This is a genomic window from Acinetobacter ursingii DSM 16037 = CIP 107286 (genome assembly GCF_000368825.1).
Classification (GTDB): Bacteria; Pseudomonadota; Gammaproteobacteria; order Pseudomonadales; family Moraxellaceae; genus Acinetobacter; species Acinetobacter ursingii.
Genome location: NZ_KB849715.1, coordinates 17196 through 36582, shown reverse-complemented (window position 1 = coordinate 36582; position 19387 = coordinate 17196). Strand labels below are relative to the sequence as shown.

Annotated in this window: 20 protein-coding genes and 1 tRNA gene; 5 read left to right on the top strand and 16 right to left on the bottom strand. The window is 41.2% G+C overall.

Annotated features, from left to right (window positions below; all coding sequences use genetic code 11):
- Window positions 1-8: 8 nt before the first annotated feature.
- The 3 genes from F944_RS03260 to fdhD all read left to right on the top strand — a co-directional run bounded on the left by F944_RS03260 (window position 9) and on the right by fdhD (window position 4659).
- A complete protein-coding gene (locus F944_RS03260; protein ID WP_004986880.1) occupies window positions 9-1118 on the top strand; it encodes a beta-ketoacyl-ACP synthase III in 1110 nt (369 codons plus the stop codon).
- 272 nt (window positions 1119-1390) lie between these two features.
- The gene (locus F944_RS03255; protein ID WP_004986876.1) at window positions 1391-3802 is read left to right on the top strand and encodes an FdhF/YdeP family oxidoreductase; all 2412 of its coding nucleotides are present in this window, start codon (window positions 1391-1393) and stop codon (window positions 3800-3802) included.
- Window positions 3803-3861: 59 nt separating this feature from the next.
- Window positions 3862-4659 carry a formate dehydrogenase accessory sulfurtransferase FdhD gene (gene fdhD, locus F944_RS03250; RefSeq protein WP_004986874.1) on the top strand — a complete coding sequence of 266 codons (798 nt, stop codon included), beginning with the start codon at window positions 3862-3864 and terminating at the stop codon, window positions 4657-4659.
- 54 nt (window positions 4660-4713) lie between these two features.
- On the opposite strand, the gene F944_RS03245 is transcribed toward fdhD, so the two are convergent.
- The 5 genes from F944_RS03245 to pyrC form a co-directional block, all read right to left on the bottom strand.
- A complete protein-coding gene (locus F944_RS03245; RefSeq protein ID WP_005004904.1) occupies window positions 4714-5637 on the bottom strand; it encodes a lipase family protein in 924 nt (307 codons plus the stop codon).
- Window positions 5638-5767: 130 nt separating this feature from the next.
- On the bottom strand, window positions 5768-7186 hold the full coding sequence (locus tag F944_RS03240; RefSeq protein WP_004986870.1) for an amino acid permease: 1419 nt from the start codon (window positions 7184-7186) through the stop codon (window positions 5768-5770).
- Between the two features lie 122 nt (window positions 7187-7308).
- Window positions 7309-7384: transfer RNA gene (locus F944_RS03235), tRNA-Glu, on the bottom strand.
- An 18-nt stretch (window positions 7385-7402) separates the two neighbouring features.
- Window positions 7403-8068: a ribonuclease T gene (gene rnt / locus F944_RS03230; protein WP_035245403.1), complete on the bottom strand. Its 666-nt coding sequence runs from the start codon at window positions 8066-8068 to the stop codon at window positions 7403-7405.
- Window positions 8053-9087 (bottom strand): dihydroorotase, encoded by a 1035-nt coding sequence (gene pyrC / locus F944_RS03225; protein WP_004986865.1) that lies wholly within the window; start codon window positions 9085-9087, stop codon window positions 8053-8055. Before pyrC ends, rnt begins: the two co-directional genes overlap by 16 nt.
- Window positions 9088-9238: 151 nt before the next feature.
- On the opposite strand from pyrC, the gene F944_RS03220 reads away from it, so the two are divergent.
- Window positions 9239-10495, top strand: coding sequence for a GGDEF domain-containing protein (locus F944_RS03220; RefSeq protein ID WP_004986862.1), 1257 nt, complete (start codon window positions 9239-9241; stop codon window positions 10493-10495).
- A 37-nt stretch (window positions 10496-10532) separates the two neighbouring features.
- Here F944_RS03220 and F944_RS03215 read toward each other — a convergent pair whose 3' ends face one another.
- From F944_RS03215 to F944_RS03195, 5 genes are all read right to left on the bottom strand, one after another.
- Window positions 10533-10931: a DUF3106 domain-containing protein gene (locus F944_RS03215; RefSeq protein WP_004986859.1), complete on the bottom strand. Its 399-nt coding sequence runs from the start codon at window positions 10929-10931 to the stop codon at window positions 10533-10535.
- Window positions 10921-11241: a hypothetical protein gene (locus F944_RS03210; protein WP_004986858.1), complete on the bottom strand. Its 321-nt coding sequence runs from the start codon at window positions 11239-11241 to the stop codon at window positions 10921-10923. Before F944_RS03210 ends, F944_RS03215 begins: the two co-directional genes overlap by 11 nt.
- Entirely contained in the window at window positions 11228-11851 is a 624-nt protein-coding gene (locus F944_RS03205; protein WP_004986856.1) for an RNA polymerase sigma factor, read from the bottom strand. The genes F944_RS03210 and F944_RS03205 overlap by 14 nt, the downstream gene beginning before the upstream one ends.
- 169 nt (window positions 11852-12020) lie before the next feature.
- Window positions 12021-12797 carry a TrmH family RNA methyltransferase gene (locus tag F944_RS03200; RefSeq protein WP_004986853.1) on the bottom strand — a complete coding sequence of 259 codons (777 nt, stop codon included), beginning with the start codon at window positions 12795-12797 and terminating at the stop codon, window positions 12021-12023.
- A gap of 50 nt (window positions 12798-12847) precedes the next feature.
- A complete protein-coding gene (locus F944_RS03195; protein ID WP_004986849.1) occupies window positions 12848-13819 on the bottom strand; it encodes a class 1 fructose-bisphosphatase in 972 nt (323 codons plus the stop codon).
- Window positions 13820-14004: 185 nt separating this feature from the next.
- Between F944_RS03195 and F944_RS03190 the strand changes: the two genes are divergently transcribed.
- A complete protein-coding gene (locus F944_RS03190; RefSeq protein ID WP_004986842.1) occupies window positions 14005-14196 on the top strand; it encodes an NF038105 family protein in 192 nt (63 codons plus the stop codon).
- 57 nt (window positions 14197-14253) lie between these two features.
- Here F944_RS03190 and pal read toward each other — a convergent pair whose 3' ends face one another.
- The 6 genes from pal to ybgC form a co-directional block, all read right to left on the bottom strand.
- A complete protein-coding gene (pal, locus tag F944_RS03185; protein WP_004986839.1) occupies window positions 14254-14823 on the bottom strand; it encodes a peptidoglycan-associated lipoprotein Pal in 570 nt (189 codons plus the stop codon).
- A gap of 62 nt (window positions 14824-14885) precedes the next feature.
- Entirely contained in the window at window positions 14886-16169 is a 1284-nt protein-coding gene (gene tolB / locus F944_RS03180; RefSeq protein WP_010588931.1) for a Tol-Pal system beta propeller repeat protein TolB, read from the bottom strand.
- Window positions 16170-16267: 98 nt separating this feature from the next.
- The gene (gene tolA / locus F944_RS03175; RefSeq protein WP_004986835.1) at window positions 16268-17611 is read right to left on the bottom strand and encodes a cell envelope integrity protein TolA; all 1344 of its coding nucleotides are present in this window, start codon (window positions 17609-17611) and stop codon (window positions 16268-16270) included.
- Window positions 17612-17614: 3 nt separating this feature from the next.
- Window positions 17615-18061 (bottom strand): protein TolR, encoded by a 447-nt coding sequence (tolR, locus tag F944_RS03170; protein WP_004986834.1) that lies wholly within the window; start codon window positions 18059-18061, stop codon window positions 17615-17617.
- Complete coding sequence (gene tolQ / locus F944_RS03165; RefSeq protein ID WP_004986832.1) at window positions 18061-18759, bottom strand: protein TolQ; 699 nt, start codon at window positions 18757-18759, stop codon at window positions 18061-18063. Before tolQ ends, tolR begins: the two co-directional genes overlap by 1 nt.
- 26 nt (window positions 18760-18785) lie before the next feature.
- Window positions 18786-19193, bottom strand: coding sequence for a tol-pal system-associated acyl-CoA thioesterase (gene ybgC, locus F944_RS03160; RefSeq protein ID WP_004986831.1), 408 nt, complete (start codon window positions 19191-19193; stop codon window positions 18786-18788).
- Window positions 19194-19387: the final 194 nt, after the last annotated feature.

The window sequence follows — 19387 nt, the reverse complement described above, 5'->3', positions numbered from 1 at the left end:
AGTTTTACATGGGCATCCGTATTACTGGAACTGGTCTATTTCATCCGACCGAAACAATCAGCAACGAAGAACTGGTTGAAACGCTTAATGCTTATGTGGAACGTTACAATACAGAAAATGCAGATAAAATAGCCGTAGGCGAGTTGCCTGAGCGTCGTGGTTCAAGTGCTGATTTTATTGAAAAAGCATCTGGTGTTAAAAGTCGTTATGTGGTTGAAAAATCAGGGGTACTTGATCCAGCACGATTACGTCCACACTTGCGTGAACGCAGTGATGATGAGATTTCATTACAAGCAGAGTGGGGCGTGATTGCAGCCAAACAAGCCATGCAAAATGCAGGCGTAGGGCCAGAAGATATCGACGTGGTGATTTTGGCTTGTTCAAATATCCAGCGTGCTTACCCTGCTGTTGCCATTGAAATTCAGTCAGCATTAGGCATTCAAGGTTATGCTTATGACATGAATGTCGCCTGTTCAGCCGCAACTTTTGGTCTAAAACAAGCCGCTGATGCGATTAAATCAGGTGCGCGCCGCGTATTATTGGTCAATGTTGAGATTACATCAGGACATACCGATTATCGTTCACGTGACTGTCACTTTATTTTTGGTGATGTTGCCACCGCTTCAATTATTGAAGACACCGAAACCAAAGAAGGTTTTGAAATTCTAGATATTCATTTGTTTACTCAGTTCTCCAATAATATCCGTAATAACTTTGGCTTCTTAAACAGTAGTGAAGAAACCAGTCGTGACGACAAACAGTTCCGTCAGGATGGCCGTAAAGTATTTAAAGATGTTTGTCCTTTGGTTGCCAAAATCATTACAGGTCAACTGGAAAAAATGCAGATCCCCGCGGATGATGTTAAACGTTTCTGGTTACATCAAGCCAATGCCAATATGAACCAACTGGTTGCAAAATTAGTTTTGGGTAAAGAAGCCGAAGCTGATCGTACACCGATTATTCTGGATGAATTTGCCAATACCTCATCGGCTGGGGTGATCATTGCCTTGCATCGTACGGGTAATCAGGTCGATGCGGGTGAATACGGTGTGATTTGTTCATTCGGTGCAGGTTACTCAGTCGGTTCGCTCATTGTACAAAAGCGCAAAGCAGGCTAAGTTCTGATTTAAAAATTTTGAGACTCCACTTTTGTGGAGTTTTTTATTTTGATCTGTTTAGATTTATGTAATAACGCATTGAAAATCGGGTTTGAAAAGTAGATATTCATTCAAAGATCAAGATAAATTAAGTCCAAACATTGAACCCACATATATAAAATTCCAGAACCAGAAAATCCAGGAACAGAAAATATAGAACCACGATTTGCTTTCGATGATGAATTTAATGTGTTTAATCGTCTCTTACAATATAAATAACGGCAGGTGAAGTGATGGATCATGATAATCAAAAGCCAGAACACGATCATGGCTATGCAAGAATTGAACCCTACGATCAACCTGCTGGAGGTTGGGGAGCCTTACTCAGTGTAGCCCGAAATTTAAAACGTCAGGAAACGTTCAAAAAAGGTTCTATTTCACTGCTCAATATTAATCAGCCGACAGGTTTTGACTGTCCGGGATGCGCATGGCCAGAAAAGAAAGATGCGCATGCTTTTAATTTTTGTGAGAATGGTGCAAAAGCAGTTGCATTTGAAGCTACCAGTAAACGTGTCAGTCCTGAGTTTTTTGCAACACATACGGTAAGCTGGTTAACTGAACAAAGTGACTTTTTTCTGGAAGATGCAGGGCGGATTACCGATCCGATGCGTTACGATGTCGTAACGGACAAATACGTTCCTATTAGCTGGGATGAGGCCTTTGAGTTGATTGCCAAGCATCTACAGGCATTGGATGATCCTAATCAAGCCGCATTTTATACTTCAGGACGAGCCAGTAACGAGGCTGCTTTCCTGTATCAGCTTTTTGTGCGAAGTTATGGCACCAATAATTTTCCTGATTGTTCCAACATGTGCCATGAAACCACCAGCGTCGGTTTAAAAGATTCGATTGGTTTAGGCAAGGGGACCGTGACACTAGATGATTTCGATCAGGCAGATGCGATTTTTAGTTTCGGTCATAATCCGGGGACCAATCATCCTCGAATGCTCGCGACCTTAAGAGAAGTATCGAAACGCGGTGGAACTATTATTGCAATTAATCCTTTAAAAGAACGTGGCTTGGAGCGTTTTCAGGATCCACAAGCGCCCTTGGAAATGATCACTAATGGTAGCACACCGATTAGCCGCTATTATTTTCAACCGAAAGTGGGCGGTGATTATGCCATTATGTTTGGAATGCTTAAACACCTGTTAGAGTGGGATCAACAGGCGATTGCCAAATCGAAGGAAAGTGTATTTGATCGCTCATTTATTGTGGTGAATACGATTGGTTTTGAAGAAATGCGTGCAGAAGTGCAAAATACTTCATGGTCAGACATTCATCCGCATACGGGTCTTAGCCCTGAACATCTGGAGGCATTAGCCAAGCTTTATCTTGAATCCAAACGTGCCATTTTCTGTTGGGGCATGGGCATTACCCAGCATCGTCATGGTACAGCCAATGTACATATGCTTGCCAATCTCATGTTAGCGCGGGGGCATATCGGTCGTCCTGGTGCGGGTTTGGCACCGATTCGTGGTCATAGTAACGTTCAGGGTGACCGAACCATGGGCATTAATGAACTGCCAAGTCCTAAAATGCTGGACAATATTGATCGGGTATTTGGTATTCAATCTCCGCGAGAAAATGGCATGGGTGTGGTTGAAACCATTAAAGCGATGGCAGAAGGGCGAGTCAAAGTTTTCATTGGCTTAGGAGGGAATTTTGCGGTTGCCACACCTGACACTGAATATACTCAGCAAGCCTTACGTGCTTGTAATTTGACGGTACACATCACCACGAAAATGAATCGAAGTCATCTGGTTTGTGGACAAGATGCCTTAATGTTGCCCTGTTTGGGGCGTACTGAAGTTGATATCCAAAAACATGGGCCACAGTCAATTTCCGTTGAAGATTCTATGAGTAATGTACATTTGTCTGCTGGACGCAATGAACCGATTTCATCAGATTTACTCTCTGAGCCCGATATTATCGCCAGAATTGCCGAAGCAACCTTGCCTAAGAGTCAAATCAAATGGCGTTGGTATATCGAAAGTTATGATCGTATTCGTGATGCGATTTCGGAAGTCTTTGATGAGTTTCATGACTTTAATCAGCGTGTTTATCAACCCGGCGGTTTTCATTTGGAACACCCTGCCAATCAACATATCTGGAATACGCCAAGTGGCAAGGCGCAATTTTTAATTACTCCGATTTCGGAAGTCTATGCAGATCACGAACATCGCTATGCAGATGCTTACACCGAGGCTAAAGTCTATACACTCATGACCACACGTTCGCATGATCAATACAATACGACTTTGTATGGTCTGGATGACCGTTATCGAGGGGTATATGGACAGCGCCGTGTCTTATTTATGAATGAACAGGATATTGAAGCAGCAGGTTTTCAGCCTGATCAATGGGTCGATATTGAAAGTATTTATTCAGATGGGATAAAGCGCATTGTGCATAGTTTTCGGATTGTGCCTTATAACATCCCGCGTGGAAGTTTGGCGGCTTACTATCCTGAAACTAATCCACTTGTGGCGCTGAGTAGCCATGACAAATACGCCAAGATACCAGCTTCTAAAAGTGTGCCAGTGATTTTGCATGTAGGACATGCGCCTGAACATTTTAATCTGGCGGCAGAGGTTGATCCTGAGAAAGCCGATCAAATTATTGCTACGACGAAAGTCAGTTAGTGTTCTATTCATGTGGAAATGGCGTGTCAAAAGCGCCATTTTCTGATAAGGAAAAATCGATGGATGATACCTTACAGTCGCCATTAGGTTATGAACCTTTGATCGTTCAGCGTTATAGTCATGGAAGTGTTCAGGAGCAGTTAGACGACGTCGTGCAAGAAACCCCTGTAGCACTGGTTTACAATGGGATTTCTCATGCCGTGATGATGGTGACTCCGACGGATCTTGACGTCTTTGCCAAAGGTTTTAGTTTATCGGAAGGTATTCTGCAACATCTCGCTGAACTCTACACACTTGACATTGTAGAAAATGAGCTAGGGATTCAGGTAGGCATGACGATTTCATCGCGTGCTTTTGCGGCATTGAAGCAGCATCGTCGTGCTATGACTGGTCGTACTGGTTGTGGACTTTGTGGGATAGAAAGTCTACAACAGCTTCATCAGGATGTAACGTCAGTCAGTACCAAATTTTTATCGACATGGCTCAATGATATTCCACAAGCAGTTTTACAGTTAAATGCAAAACAAAAAATCACAGCATTGACTGGAGGAGCACACGCCGCTGCATGGGTAGTGAATGGTGAAATTTGCATTTTGTTTGAAGATGTAGGACGACATAATGCACTGGACAAGTTACTTGGATATATTGCACAGCAACAATTGGATGTTTCCAATGGTTTTGTGCTCATGACCAGTCGAGCCAGTTATGAATTGGTACGAAAATGTGCTCGACTGAACATTGCCTTACTCGCATGTATTTCTGCCCCCACCAGTTTGGCGATTGAGATGGCTAAACATTCAGGTTTGGCTTTGGCTGCATTTTGTCGAGGACACGGCTATGTGCTATATAACGATTAAAACCCTACGATTTAATTTGTGCTGAATTTTCAATTTCACTGTCAAACTTGAGTTTTAACTCGCTTGTTCTGGATCTAGCCTCAAGGCTTCATTTGGACAAATCGATTCAATAATGCTTTGTACCACTAAAGGATGCTGTAAATAACCTACGATCTCATGAGGTTTATGCGCAAAAGTCGAAATTCCTTGATTGATAATCGACGGTTGAAAATTGAAAAAGCTATGATCAAGCGGAAAAGTGGTCAAATAGTCTTCATGCGAATAAAAATTATGCCAATCTCCTTGCAAGGCTTCGAGTTGTTCTGTTGGACGATTCAGTCTGGATTGCACTACTCGAAAAGCCAGTGGTGAAGCAAGAGTAATGAAGCGCTTTATTTTTACTTTCTTTGAAAGCTGTTGCAGTAAATTATAGGCAATCACCGTTCCGAGTGAATGTGCCACAATGATGTATTCTTCATCTTCGTCAAAAGATTGAATCACACGCTGATGTACATCATTCATAAAGTCTGGATTGGCGAGATACAAATACACTTCCAGAATATATCGATGCAACATATTTTCATGCAATTTGGGAAATTTGTTTAATAACATCACAAATTCACGTAATACATGATCTTTGGCTAAATGCGAAAACAAATATAAACGCGAAGTCAAACTTAATTCCTCATGGTGTTTCGCCAATAAAGGAATTAATTTTCGATCCTGATCAATCTGTTGCGGTTCAGGATTTTGTAAATAGGGTAAATGCCAGTCTTGCCATGCTTGTGGCATAAAAGCATCTAAGGGCGTATCTAATTGCGCCAATCGATGTTGATGGATTAAATCGCCATAGTAAGGAAAAGCTAGATTAAGATTTTGAAATGGAACCTGAACATCAAGATGATCTAAACCGAGTTTAAAAATATTTAACCAGTGATTTTGTAAGCCTTGAGCATCAAAGCCTTGTTGTTGTGCACCGTGTATAAAAATTAGTTTCATTTTCATGGTATCAATTATTCTTATGCTTGATTTGACTGTAGCACTGAGAGGTCTGGAGATACCAGCCATACAAATAAAAAAAGTGTAGCGATTTGCTACACTTTTGCTAGAAAAATGAAGTTATTAGCGTTTAATGATTCGAATTACGATAAAATATAAAATGGCTCACATAGCACAAAGCAATAAAAATTAGACAGCAAATAAAACCTGTCAGCATTTCAGGATCCGCCGCCATACTTAAGCAAGTAATCAGGCAGAAGAAAAACCCTAAAATCGGCACAATTGGAAAAAGTGGCGCTGCAAATTTCAAATCCTGAACTGTATGACCTGTCTTATACCATTGTCTTCTGAAATTAAACTGACTTAAACAGATACTCATCCAGACCACAACCATGGTAAATGCTGCTACACCCAAGAGATTTTTAAAAATCGTTTCAGGTGCAAATTGCTCAGATAATAGTCCTGGAATTGCACCGAACATAGTCACAATTAAGGCAACAATAGGTGTACCACTTTTGGTGAGTTTAGAAAAAATACGTGGTAAATGTTGCTGTGAGGAGAGTGACCACATCATCCGTGAAGCAGCATATAAACCTGAATTGGCTGCGGAAAGTAGCGCAGTGATAATCACGAAACGAATAATATCATCCGCATAAGGAATCCCAATGTAGTTAAATACCGTAACAAACGGACTATTACTCACACTATGACCGCCTAAACCTGCTTGTTCAAAAGGCAGTAGGGCACTGATCACAATAATTGTACCCACAAAGAAGATCAATAAACGCCAGATTGCTGCATTAATCGCTTTGGGGACATTATCCGCAGGATCTTTTGTTTCGCCTGCTGCAACACCAATCAGTTCTGTACCCGAAAAAGCAAAGTTCACAATCAGCATGGTAGCGAAAATCGGCATGAATCCCTGAGGAAACCAGCCTTGTGCAGTTAAATTACTAAATAGAGGAGCTGATTCATAACCATGAAATGAAATGAAGCCCACAATAGCCAGCAAGCCTAAAATAATAAAACTGATGACGGTTATGACTTTCACCAGTGAAAGCCAAAACTCCGATTCAGCAAAAATTTTGGTCGAGCTGAGATTGAGTGTGAAAATAGTGGCTGCAAAGATCAGTGTCCAGATCCACATCGAAATATGAGGAAACCATTCCTGCATCAGTAATGCCGCGGCGGTAAACTCGGTTCCGAGCGTTGCTGTCCATGTCAGCCAGTAGAGCCACGACACCATATAGCCTGTACTTGGGCCAATATATTTGGCTGCATACGCCCCAAAAGAACCAGAAACAGGCATATGTACAGCTAATTCGCCTAAACACAGCATCACCATGTAGGCAATCAATCCACCTAAAATATAGGCAAGAATTGCTCCAACTGGGCCTGTTTGAGAAATGACTTCACCTGAGCCTAAAAAAAGACCTGTACCAATTGCACCGCCTAAAGAAAGCATAACCAAATGGCGCGTACTCATTGCTCGTTTTAATGGAGCAGAATCACTGGATGAGGTGATATTTGAAGATTCAGATGGTTGCATACACAACGTCACGTTCAAAATGGACAAGCGCGCTATTGTAGAGAAAAATTAGAAATGTGCAATCTTGAGGCAGACAAACAATAGCCAATAGGCACAATAAAAAAGAAAGGATTTTAAAAATATGGCGTCCCTACGGGGATTCGAACCCCGGTTACCGCCGTGAAAGGGCGATGTCCTAGGCCTCTAGACGATAGGGACGTTGAGGATGGCGGTATCTTAAGAATCCGCCGGTAAAGTGTCAAGTAAGTAAGGAGCGAGTTTGTTCAAAATATAGCAAAACAGTTCAGCCGTCTTTTGTGTATCGTACAAAGCCGAATGTGCTTCTTTACCGTCAAACTCGATTCCAGCCTGAATACAGGCCCTTGCCAATACTGTTTGACCAAACATGACAGCGCTTAAAGTTACGGTATCAAACACCGAGAAGCTATGAAATGGATTCTGATTTTTGGTTGAAGTACGTGCAATCGCTGCTTGTAAAAAACCAAGATCAAAATGCGCATTATGACCAACCAGTACCGCATGGGTACATTGTTGTTGACGACGCACCTCATTGAGCGATTTAAAAATACGGCGTAGCGCTGTTTTTTCATCTTCAGCCATGGCAACACGCATGGGGTTAAAAGGATCAATCCCAATAAAATCTAAAGATCTTCGATCAAGATTAGCGCCTTCAAATGGATTGATGTGCGCATGATAAGCCTCACCAGGTACAAACTGACCTGCTTCGTTATAAACAATCGGAATACAGGCGATTTCGAGTAAAGCATCTGTTTGTGAATTAAAGCCCGCTGTTTCGACATCGACTACAACAGGCAAAAAACCACGAAAACGCTGCCCAATCACGGGTGGAGCGCTGATTTGTTGGTTCACACTTTCCTCCATTGAAGAGTTTTACCTGCATACAGCGGAATAATTTTTTCACCATCCAGATAATCGAGCTGTTCTGGAATGGTTTGTTCCTCTTTGACCAAGGTAATGGTTGTCGTATTGCGCGGTAAACCATAAAAGTCTGCCCCAAAGTGACTGGCAAAGCCCTCAAGTCGTTCAATTTTACCGACTTGATCAAATGCTTGCGCATACAGCTCAATTGCAGTGGGGGCACTATAGCAGCCTGCACAGCCACATGCATTTTCTTTAGCATTTTTCGAATGCGGTGCACTATCTGTACCCAAGAAAAACTTTGGATTACCACTGGTTGCAACTTCAATCAATGTTTGTTGGTGCGTTTGACGTTTTAAAATCGGTAAACAATAGAAGTGTGGTTTAACTCCACCGACCAACATATCATTACGATTAAACAATAAGTGCTGCGGGGTAATAGTTGCAGCCACATTGCGATCATGTTCAAGTACAAAATGTGCAGCTTCGCTGGTGGTGATGTGTTCAAGAACCAGTTTAAGCTTTGGAAATTGTTTTAATAATGGCGATAAAATTTCATCAAGAAAACGTTTTTCACGATCAAAAATATCTACATGATGATGAGTGACTTCACCATGCAGTAATAATGGAACCTGATGTTCTTCGAGTTGTTCAATCACCGCATAGACTTTGCGGATATCACTGACCCCATTGTCTGAATTGGTGGTTGCACCAGCAGGATAGAGCTTAATTGCATTGACATGTGCTGAAGCTTTAATTTTACGGACTTCATCTGGAGATGTTTGATCAGTGAAATACAACACCATACGCGGATCAAAATTTATCCCTTCAGGTACATGCGCCATGATGCGTTCACGGTAGGCCAGTGCTTCTTCAACAGTTTTTACTGGTGGAACCAGATTAGGCATACAGATTGCGCGGGCAAATTGTTGAGCTAAATCAGGAACAGTACGTTGTAGGGCTAAACCATCACGTAAATGAGCGTGCCAGTCATCGGGCTGAAGAAGAGTAATAGTATCCAAGGCGATTCAAACTGAAAAATAAAACAGATGATAATCCATATATGCTCAAAATGGTAAACAGTTTTATGGATAAAAAGCGAAATCAGGTTGATAAAAGTCATGTTAAGTGTATTATTTTTATTCAAATAAGGATGATTTCTTGCAGGGTGTAATGGATTATAAATACAACCTTGACGAGCTTCATAAAAGAAAAGAAGAAGTTGAACAGCTTTCACATGTACGTGAAAAACAGACCAATCGGGCTTTACCAAGGGTATTGGAAAAGCAGTTCTGGAATATGCATATTGAGCGTACACGGCTAAATACTATTCAATTTTTTTGGAGCGGTCTCGTCACCTATATTATTTTTATGTTATTGACGGTTCCTGGTGATTATATGGTCATCGAGAAACAATATTTTATTTCAGATTTTGTTCGATGTCTTTTAAGCGTGATCAATGGGGCGGTATGTTTATTGGTTTATGTCGCTTTTGCCAAAATTTCATCATTAAGGCCATATTTTTATCAGGCAGCCTATACGATCGTGCTTTGGGCAATTGTTGTCACATCAATTCTGATGATGACTGTACAGAGCGAGGCACTTAAAAATCAGGCGATGTTATTGATCTCATTTATATATATGTTGGGTTTTATTCTGAGTGGGCTAAAACCTATACATATGTTAATGGTCGGAATGCTATCTGCATTGATTACGTTGACGTGGCTTACAGTTTTTAATATTGATTTTCATCTGGTGATTTTAACGCGCGCTTTAATCGGGAGTTGTTTATTAGGTTTTGCCATTAGTTCAATGTTGGTATCTAAAGAAAGAATGTTGTTTTTAAATGCAAAGCTTTCTGAAATTAATGAAAATATTCAGCGCATTCATGCCTCTGAATTTTTACATCTGAGTCAGCATGATGGATTAACCCAACTTTCTAACCGACGAACTTTCGATGAAATGTTAGATGTGTTCTATTTACAGACCCGAAGGGATAACAGCTCTTTAGGAATTTTGTTTATCGATATCGATTTTTTTAAAAATTATAATGATTTTTATGGGCATCAGATGGGTGATCATGTCATAGCCAGTCTGGCAAAAGCCATAAAAAATTCGATTCGGCACATGGACTTCGTGGCTCGCTATGGGGGCGAAGAATTTGTGGTGTTATTACCTGAAACCGATGCACAAGGGGCTTATGCAGTTGCATCGAATATTTATCGTTCGATTGAACGGCTTGAAATTCATCATGAAAAATCGCTAGTTTCGAAGCAAATCACGATTAGTTTAGGAATAACAGTATATCGGGGTGAAGCCAATATTGATCAACAAGAACTACTCTCGTATGCGGATCAAGCCTTATATCGTGCAAAAAAATTGGGTCGTAATCAGATTTATTATCATTCACTACGTGGTAATCAAGTTTAGTCAATAAAAAACCAGTCTTTAACGACTGGCTTTTTGATCAGTGAGATTGGGGCGTCAAATATTTTTCTATGTATTCTTCACGTATTGCAGCACGCTCCTCTAAAGGGGCCTTTTGCATACGTTTACGCAAATCATTTCTTTCCTGAGTGCTCATCTTTTGCCATGCGTCACGCATTTTTTGCTTTTCTTGCTCAGGCAATTGAGTAAACCAATCCATTCTTTGCTGTAAATCAACAGATTGATCTTTGGGTTCATCTTTTAAAGACTCATAACGTTTGATCAATGCACGTTGTTCATTTTCGGATAAGGTATTCCACGTTTCATTGACTTTGGTATCTGCACTTTTTGAAAATATCCAAAAGCGTTCAAAACCAGCAAAACTGGTTTGTAAAAAACTAAGCGCACAGAGTGCCAGCGCTATTTTTTTAGCTACCATGTGGAACTTTATCCTCACCTAAAACACTCAGCATTTCCAAATCTTCCACCATTTGTGGTGAAAGTTTTGGACTTGCCATCACCTGATTTTGTGATTGATCCGACGTATCAAAGCTAGCAGGTAAAATGACAAATCCTGTAATCGCCGCAGCGAGAGCAAAGCCAGACATTTTCCAGATATGATAAAAAGATCGTGGTTCCCGCTTAATCGTATCCAAAACGTTGGCGATGACCTGAGGTTTATGCTTATGGTGACGTGCAAGTCCATCAAGCTTGGACGTTACCTGCTTGGTAAAATCATCTCGATTCATCTGATGAACCTCCCAAAGATGGATTTAAATGAGCTAAAGCAGTACGAAGCCCTTGAATAGCGCGATGATAATGCGTTTTTACACTGCCTTCGCTACAATTCATGATCTGTGCAGTGGTTTGTGTATCAAAGCCTTCCCACGCACGTAACATAAATGCTTGCTGCTGACGTAGCGGAAGTTCTGCAATGGCTTCTTGAATTTCTTCAATGGTGACTTCCTGACTTAAAAAATCTGAAGGATTCAGTGTTGTTTCATCAACAACCTCAATGACTTCATCATTATCACTATCAAGACTCACCTTTTTAAAAAAAGAAAAAGGATTAGATCGGCGCGCTTCTTTACGTCGCCAGTCCTGTAATTTGTTATTTAAAATCGTATAGAACAGGGGATACCATTCATCAAGAGTTTTATCGGCATAAGATTTGTGTAAAGAAATAAAAGCTTCCTGTACCAAATCCATCGCTATACCTTGTTGCCCCTGTGTTGCACTTTCCATCATGACCAGCGCGCGTCCTGTGACTTCATTCATAAAATGTTTTAGGCGATGTTCAGCCGTATTCACATGAACACTATCAACTTCTGATCCAGACTGCTTTGGCGCTAAGTCCATAGAAATGGAAAATCCTGTCATTCGATCCCCATTCTTCCTTTTTTACAGTTACCTACTATATAACGCAGAAAAGAAAGAATAGGTTGACAATATAAGATGTTATTTTGACAGATTTAAGTTTAAATGATTTTTTTCAAATGATTGAGCCGCTTTAATATAAATTAACGATTTAAAGACGTTGTCGAACCATTTCAAAAAAGCAAATTGAGCCTGCAATTGCGACATTAAGAGATTCCTGTCCGCCAGGCTGTGGAATCGCGACTGCTTGCGCATGGCCGAGGGCATAATCAGAGGCCCCTTGACCTTCGTTACCTAAAATCCAGACGCAAGGCTTAGTTAAATTTTGTTCGTATAAACTATTTGAACGATGTGAACTGGTAACAAATACTGGGATGTTAAATTGATCTAGTAAGCTTTCAAGTTCAATATTTTCAAAGGTATGTAAACTAAAATGCGCACCCATACCTGCACGGAGTACGCGAGGTGACCAAAGCGATGCAGAGCCTTTAGTACAAATAACTTGTTTGATATTGGCAGCAGCAGCGGAGCGTAAAAGAGTACCTACATTACCTGGATCCTGAATATTTTCCAAAATAAGCGTATCTGCCTGAAAATCCAGTGCTGTGCTACTTTGCGGTAAATCTATCACCGCGAGACAAGCTAAACTGGTGCCCAATGTACTAATGTCTTTGTACAAAGTTTCACTAATGACAAAAACAGCGCCATTATATTGTTCAATAATCGCTTGTAAATCTGAATGCTCTAAAGCAGCTTCAGTAGTAAAAAGCGAGACAAGTTTGCCTTTTTCCTGCAACCATGACAGGCACAGATGAGTTCCCTCAAGCACCGTTTGACGTTGTTTTTTTCGGTAGGCTTGTTGCTCAATGAGACTGCGCAAATGCTTAATTTTAGCGTTGTCTTTTGATTCAAGAAAAATAATAGCCATAAAAGAAAATCCACGATGATGCGGTGAAGCATCATCGCTATAAAAAATAATTAATGGTAACTGGTTACCAGCTCAACTTCTTGTTTAGAGCCAATGATCACAGGGACACGTTGATGTAATTCAGTGGGCTGAATCTCTAAAATACGGACACGGCCTGTCGTAGATGCGCCACCAGCCTGTTCGATCAGCATGCTCATCGGGTTGGCTTCATACATTAAACGTAAACGTCCTGCTTTCTTTGGATCCTTTAAATCATAAGGATAAAGGAAAATACCGCCACGACATAAAATACGATGAATATCACCCACCATACATGCGACCCAGCGCATATTGAAGTCTTTTGCACGAACTGAGGTTTTTCCTGCAAGAAGTTCATCAATATAACGTTTTACAGGCTGCTCCCAATGACGCTGGTTAGAAGCATTGATTGCAAATTCTTGTGTCTCTTCACTGACTTTGACTTGATCAGCCGTCAGAATAAATTGCTGACTTTCTGGATCATAAGTAAAGAATGCAACACCATTGCCAACAGTTAAAGCCAACATCGTAGATGGGCCATACAAAACATAACCTGCTGCAACTTGTTCAGTTCCAGCTTGCATGAAATCAGCCGCTTGAGTGACTGCATTTTTGGCAGGTAAAATTGAAAAGATTGTACCGACACACATATTGATATCAATGTTGCTAGAACCATCAAGTGGATCAAATAACACCAAATATTTACCGTTTGCTTGAGCTGGTGTGAAATCATCGAGTTCTTCAGATGCCAAACCACCGACATGTGGGTGAACTTTTAATGCATCAATTAAATAATCATTTGAGATCACATCCAGTTTTTTCTGGGTTTCACCTTGAACGTTTTCATTTTCTGCACTCCCCAGAATGCCTGCTAAAGCACCTTTTTGTAATGCCTGATCAATGGTATTACAAGTAGCGGCAATGGTTTCAATCACTTGAGCAAGTTCAGGTGTCAAATGGCCTGATTGTTGTTGTAAATATTGCGTCAAATTCAGGTTTGACATACAGGAAAACTCCAAAATGAAAAGGGTCGTTTAGAAATGGCTATAGTGTAGATGAGATCGACCTAAAAGAAAAATTATATGACTTTATTTGTTGCGATTTTATGCTTGCAAGTGTACAGCAACGTGTTATGTTGAATAATAATAAGGATGTGAAAAGTCAGTATAAGTATGAGAGGAGACGAGGCATGACGACCAAAACCTTCGGTGCGATGCCAACCCCAAATGAACCGATTAATCTCGACGAAATTTCAAAAGAGTCTGTAGATGAAGCGTGGAAAGGGTATGAGGCGAAACCTGAATACAAAGAGTTTAATAAACACGATTTGATTGAATCCATGCATCCGCCTAAAACAGAGCAGGAACAACAAAGTCCCTAAATTAAAAAATCGCTTAGAGTCTGAGACTTTAAGCGATTTTGATGATCTAAAGAATCATTATTTCAATAGGGGTGGAACAGCTTCGTAGTTAATTTCTACACGGCGGTTTTCTTTCCACGCTGCTTCATCATGCCCTGCATTTACAGGCATTTCTTTACCATAACTCACCGCTTCTAATTGTTGCGGATTGACACCATTGGTAATCAAAAAGCTTTGAACGGCTTTAGCACGACGTTCACCTAAAGCCATGTTGTATTCACGTGTACCACGTTCATCGGTATGTCCAGTGAGCGCGACACGTGAATTTGCATTTGCCATTAAAAACTGAGCATGCGCTTGTAGCGTTTGATAATCTTCAGAAGATAAGTCACTGCTGTCATAATCAAAGTGAACCACACGTTTTGCAAGTGCAGCACGATTTGCAGCAGTCACACCTTTTGATGATGCACCTGTTAGGTTTTGTGCATTTAATGCAGCATCGTCACTCAACCCAGATGTATTGACTGTGCCAGCACTATTTGGATTATTTCCTGCTTGAATTTCAGCAGCAGGTTTACGGCTTGCACAGCCTGTCATAATGACAGCAGTTGCGAGTACGGGTAAAACGAATAGTTTAACGGCTTTCATTGTGATCTCCATCTAATTCAGTTAAAAAATATAAGTGCTTCATCGTCATTTAGGCGACCAATTTATTTAGGTGCCCAAGCAGGTTCACGAACTTCGCCTTGTTCACTTGGTAAATTCATGCGGAATCGACCATCTGTGGACATCACAGAGAGTAGGCCACGATTACCTTCGCGAGTGGCATAAACCACCATCTGGCCATTTGGTGAAAAACTTGGCGATTCATCTAAACTGGTTGGGGTCAAAATATTTACGATACCCGTCGAAATATTCATAATGGCCACTTTGTAATTGCTACCCGATGGGCGATGTACCAGTGCAATATTTTTTCCATCTGCACTTAAAGTTCCACGGGCATTGAAAGCACCTCGGAAAGTGAGTCGGTTAACAGAAGCATCATCAAAACTATAGCGATAAATTTGTGCTGAACCGCCGCGATCAGAAGTAAAAATAAAAGACTTTCCATCTGGCGCGTAACGAGCTTCGGTATCAATCGCACTGTCATTGGTCATCCGTTGCAGTTGACGGGTTTCCAGATTCATTTGATAGACTTCTGGGTTGCCATGCATAGATGCAGTAAACAACATCGACTTACCATCAGGTGAGAAACTTGGCGCGCCATTTAAACCTTTAAAGCGAGCCAACACTTCACGTTGACCTGTTGCCAAATCTTGTAAATAAATCGCGGGACGTTTTGTTTCAAACGAAACATACGCGATTTTTTTCGCGTCAGGTGTCCATGCAGGCGAAAGGATTGGATCACGCGAAGACAACACAGTTTTAGGCTGCTCGCCGTCAGTATCTGCGATTTGTAAAGTATAGCGCTGTTCAGGTGTGGCGGGGTTACGTAGAACATAGGCAATACGACCACTAAAGTCACCCTGAATCCCTGTTAATGCCTGATAAATGGCATCACTGATCATATGAGCAGCTTGACGCACACGGGAATTAGGTACGGTTAATAATTCATTCAGCAAAAACTGCTTTTTTTGTACGTCATAAAGTTGATAATGCACTTCAGAACTATTATTGGCGGAAGGTTTGATATTTCCCACAACAACATAAGGAATACCCGCCGCTTGCCATGCATCTGTCTGAATCTGATCAATTGCACCTGTAACAGGTAAATTGTTTGATGCACTGGTAAAACGACCAGAACGGTTTAGGTCATTTTCAACAATAGGATAAATGGATTGATCATTGGCAAAGGGAACAATCGCAATTTTAGGGGCTTGTTCTGGTGCTTTGGCGATTTCAAGATGCAGTTGTGCAAATGCTTGGGGAACAAAAGCTGAACTCAGTGCAGTAATGATAGCGATTGATAAGAGATGTTTGCGATTCATATCCATAGTCGTATTGTGAGAGCGGCTCATTTTTGTGGAATAAAAGTATTTAGCATAATTACAGGGTCAAAATCCATTTAAACCATGTAATTATGACCAAAATATTATTTAGCAGTAAATGTTGATGTGAAAGTTCTTGCTTCACGACGTGCATCTGCATCAGAAGGCATCGGATAAGGTGCGGCTGAACGAACAGCAGCTTCTACACTCGCTTTCATATCTGGATCACTTGCATTTACAATCACGGAGGCAACAGCACCACTATCGGTTAAGGTGACACGAGCAGTTGCTTTTTTACCCGATGATCCCATTGGAATATCCCAAGTGCGATAGATTTTCTGCTCAAAATCACGTTTTGCTGTGGATGCAATTTTTTTAGCGTCAGCTTTTTTCTGAGCCGCTTCTTCAGCGGCTTGCTTGGCAGCTGAGGCTTTTGCTTCCGCATCTGCTTCTGCTTTTCGTTTAGCATCCGCTTCTGCTTTCGCTTTGGCATCTGCTTCATGTTTTGCCTTTGCTGCCGCATCTGCTTTAGCTTTTGCATCTGCTTCATGTTTTGCTTTTGCTGCTGCATCGGCTTTAGCTTTTGCATCTGCTTGTTGTTTTGCTTTTGCAGCTGCATCGGCTTTAGCTTTTGCATCTGCTTGTTGTTTTGCTTTTGCCGCAGCATCGGCTTTAGCTTTTGCATCTGCTTGTTGTTTTGCTTTTGCTACTGCATCGGCTTTAGCTTTTGCATCTACTTCATGTTTTGCTTTCGCTGCTGCATCTGCTTTAGCTTTGGCATCCGCTTGTTGTTTTGCTTTTGCTGCTGCATCAGCTTTAGCATCCGCCTGTTGTTTTGCTTTAGCTGCTGCATCAGCTTTAGCTTTGGCATCCGCTTGTTGTTTTGCCTTTGCTGCTGCATCAGCTTTAGCATTCGCCTGTTGTTTCGCTTTTTCCGCGGCCTCTGCCTTAGCTTTGGCATCTGCCTGTTGTTTCGCCTTTTCCACTGCTTCTGCTTTAGCATCCGCTTGTTGTTGTGTTTTAGCCGCGGCCTCTGCTTTGGCTTTCACGTCAGCTTGCTGTTTTGCTTTAGCAGCAGCTTCAGCTTTCGCGTCGGCTTGTTGTTTCGCCTTTTCTGCTGCTTCCGCTTTGGCTTTTTCAATGGCTTCAGTGGATTTGGTTAAAGCAGGGGTAGGTGGTGGACTGCTCGGAATAACAGGTGCTGTAACTTCAGGTTCTTGTGTAGTTTGAATTTGCTCAGCAACTTGGGTGCTGGTGGTTTCTGCTTCTTGAACAGGAATCGCTAAATCCGCAGGATTGACCAGCACAGTTGTGATTTTTTTTGGTGGTTCAGGCGGTTTACTTAAACCTAAATAAAGCAAGCCGACAATCGCAAGGGCATGTACGCCAAGCGTAAAACCAAGTGCAATTGCTTTTTCCTGAAAAGGTGGCTTTTGAAAATTCTTCATAACTTACTTTAATGGCTCAGTGAGTAGACCAACTTGGGTTAAACCCGCTTCTTGCAAGCTTGACATTAAAGAAACCACATCACCATATGGTCTGGTTTTTTCACCGTTAACCAATACCGTTATTTTTTGATTACTATCATCTGCTTGAGTTTGTGCATCACCTAAAATTTCTTTTAACTGAGATAAAGAAACCTGCTCTTTATTATGTTCTTTATATTGCAGATAAATATTGCCGTCTTGCCCTAATGTGACAATCGCGGGTTCTTTGGTTTCAATCGGGGTATTGGTCGCTTGCGGTAAATCAACTTTGATACCACTGGTAATCATCGGTGCTGTTACCATGAAAATCACCAGTAATACGAGCATCACATCGATATACGGCACGACATTCATATCACTTTTTAATGGTTTTTTGATACGCTCAAAGCGTCCTGAACGCTGAATGGCCATTAAACTTCTTCCTGTGCAGAACCCACAGACTGACGTTGTAATAATGCCACCATTTCCTCGGCAAAAAGCGCACGATCTGAATAAATCGCTTCGCCTTTAGCGGTATAGTGGTTAAAAGCGAGTACCGCAGGAATGGCTGCAAATAAACCGATCGCAGTGGCAATCAAGGCTTCAGCAATCCCTGGAGCTACGGTAGCAAGTGTTACTTGATCCACATCAGCCAAGCCAATAAACGCATTCATGATGCCCCAAACGGTTCCAAATAAACCGACATAAGGCGCCACTGAACCAATACTGGCCAATGCACCAAGCCCTTGTTCAAGGATACTTTGATCTCGGCTTAAACCGACACGCAAAATACGTTCAGTTCCTTCAATGGTCTGGTTTGCAGTAGCATGACGTTTTTTTAGTTTAAAAAACTCGCCTAAGCCTTGATAAAAAATATCCTCCAGACCATGACGTTTTGAATTTAACTGTGCATTGTTATAAAGCGTATTGAGTTCAGCACCCGACCAGAACATTTTTTGAAAATGTTCATCTTGTTGTGCTGCTTTCTTATAGCCCATATGTAACTTGGCGATCAGATACCAGCTATAAATTGATGCCAAAAGTAATAAAAGCATGACTGCCTGAACGACAGGGCTTGCTTGTAAAATAAGATCAGAAATATGTAGAGAAGATTGGATCTGTGTTGCCATAGTTACATGTGCCAAAGTATGTTTTTTTAATCTTGTTCCAGTTCTTGAAGAATAAGATTGCGAATTTCATCAGGGAGTCGGCGTGGTCGCATTTCTGTGTTTAAACATGCCAGTTCAACCTCGCCAGAAGCAAGCATGATTTCACCACGATAAATATTTTGTTGCAATACAAATGACGAAGCTTTACATGAAAGTACACTCGCTGTAACAGTAATCATGTCGTCCATCATAATTGGGCGCATGTATTTCAATGCGATTTTATGTACGACAAAATTATAATCTTTTTGATGCCAATAATGATCGATGCCAGAAGCACGTAGCCATTCTGTACGAGTCCGTTCCATAAAGCGGATATGATTGGCATGATAAACGATACCACCAGCATCTGTATCTTCAATATATACGCGAATTTTGAACTCAAAAAGATTAGCCATGATAGATATCCGTACTAAGGTATAAACAATAACAAGTAAGCAGGGCTTGCCCGATTTTTATCGGCTAGGGCGCTCTGGAAGTAATGCTCTTAAACGCATGGAAGTTTAGCATAATGACTATTTCGTCAAATGGCACAAGCTTTCAATCTGAGATCGCTTGATAGCAAGTGGTTTGAAAGCATATCGACTTAAAC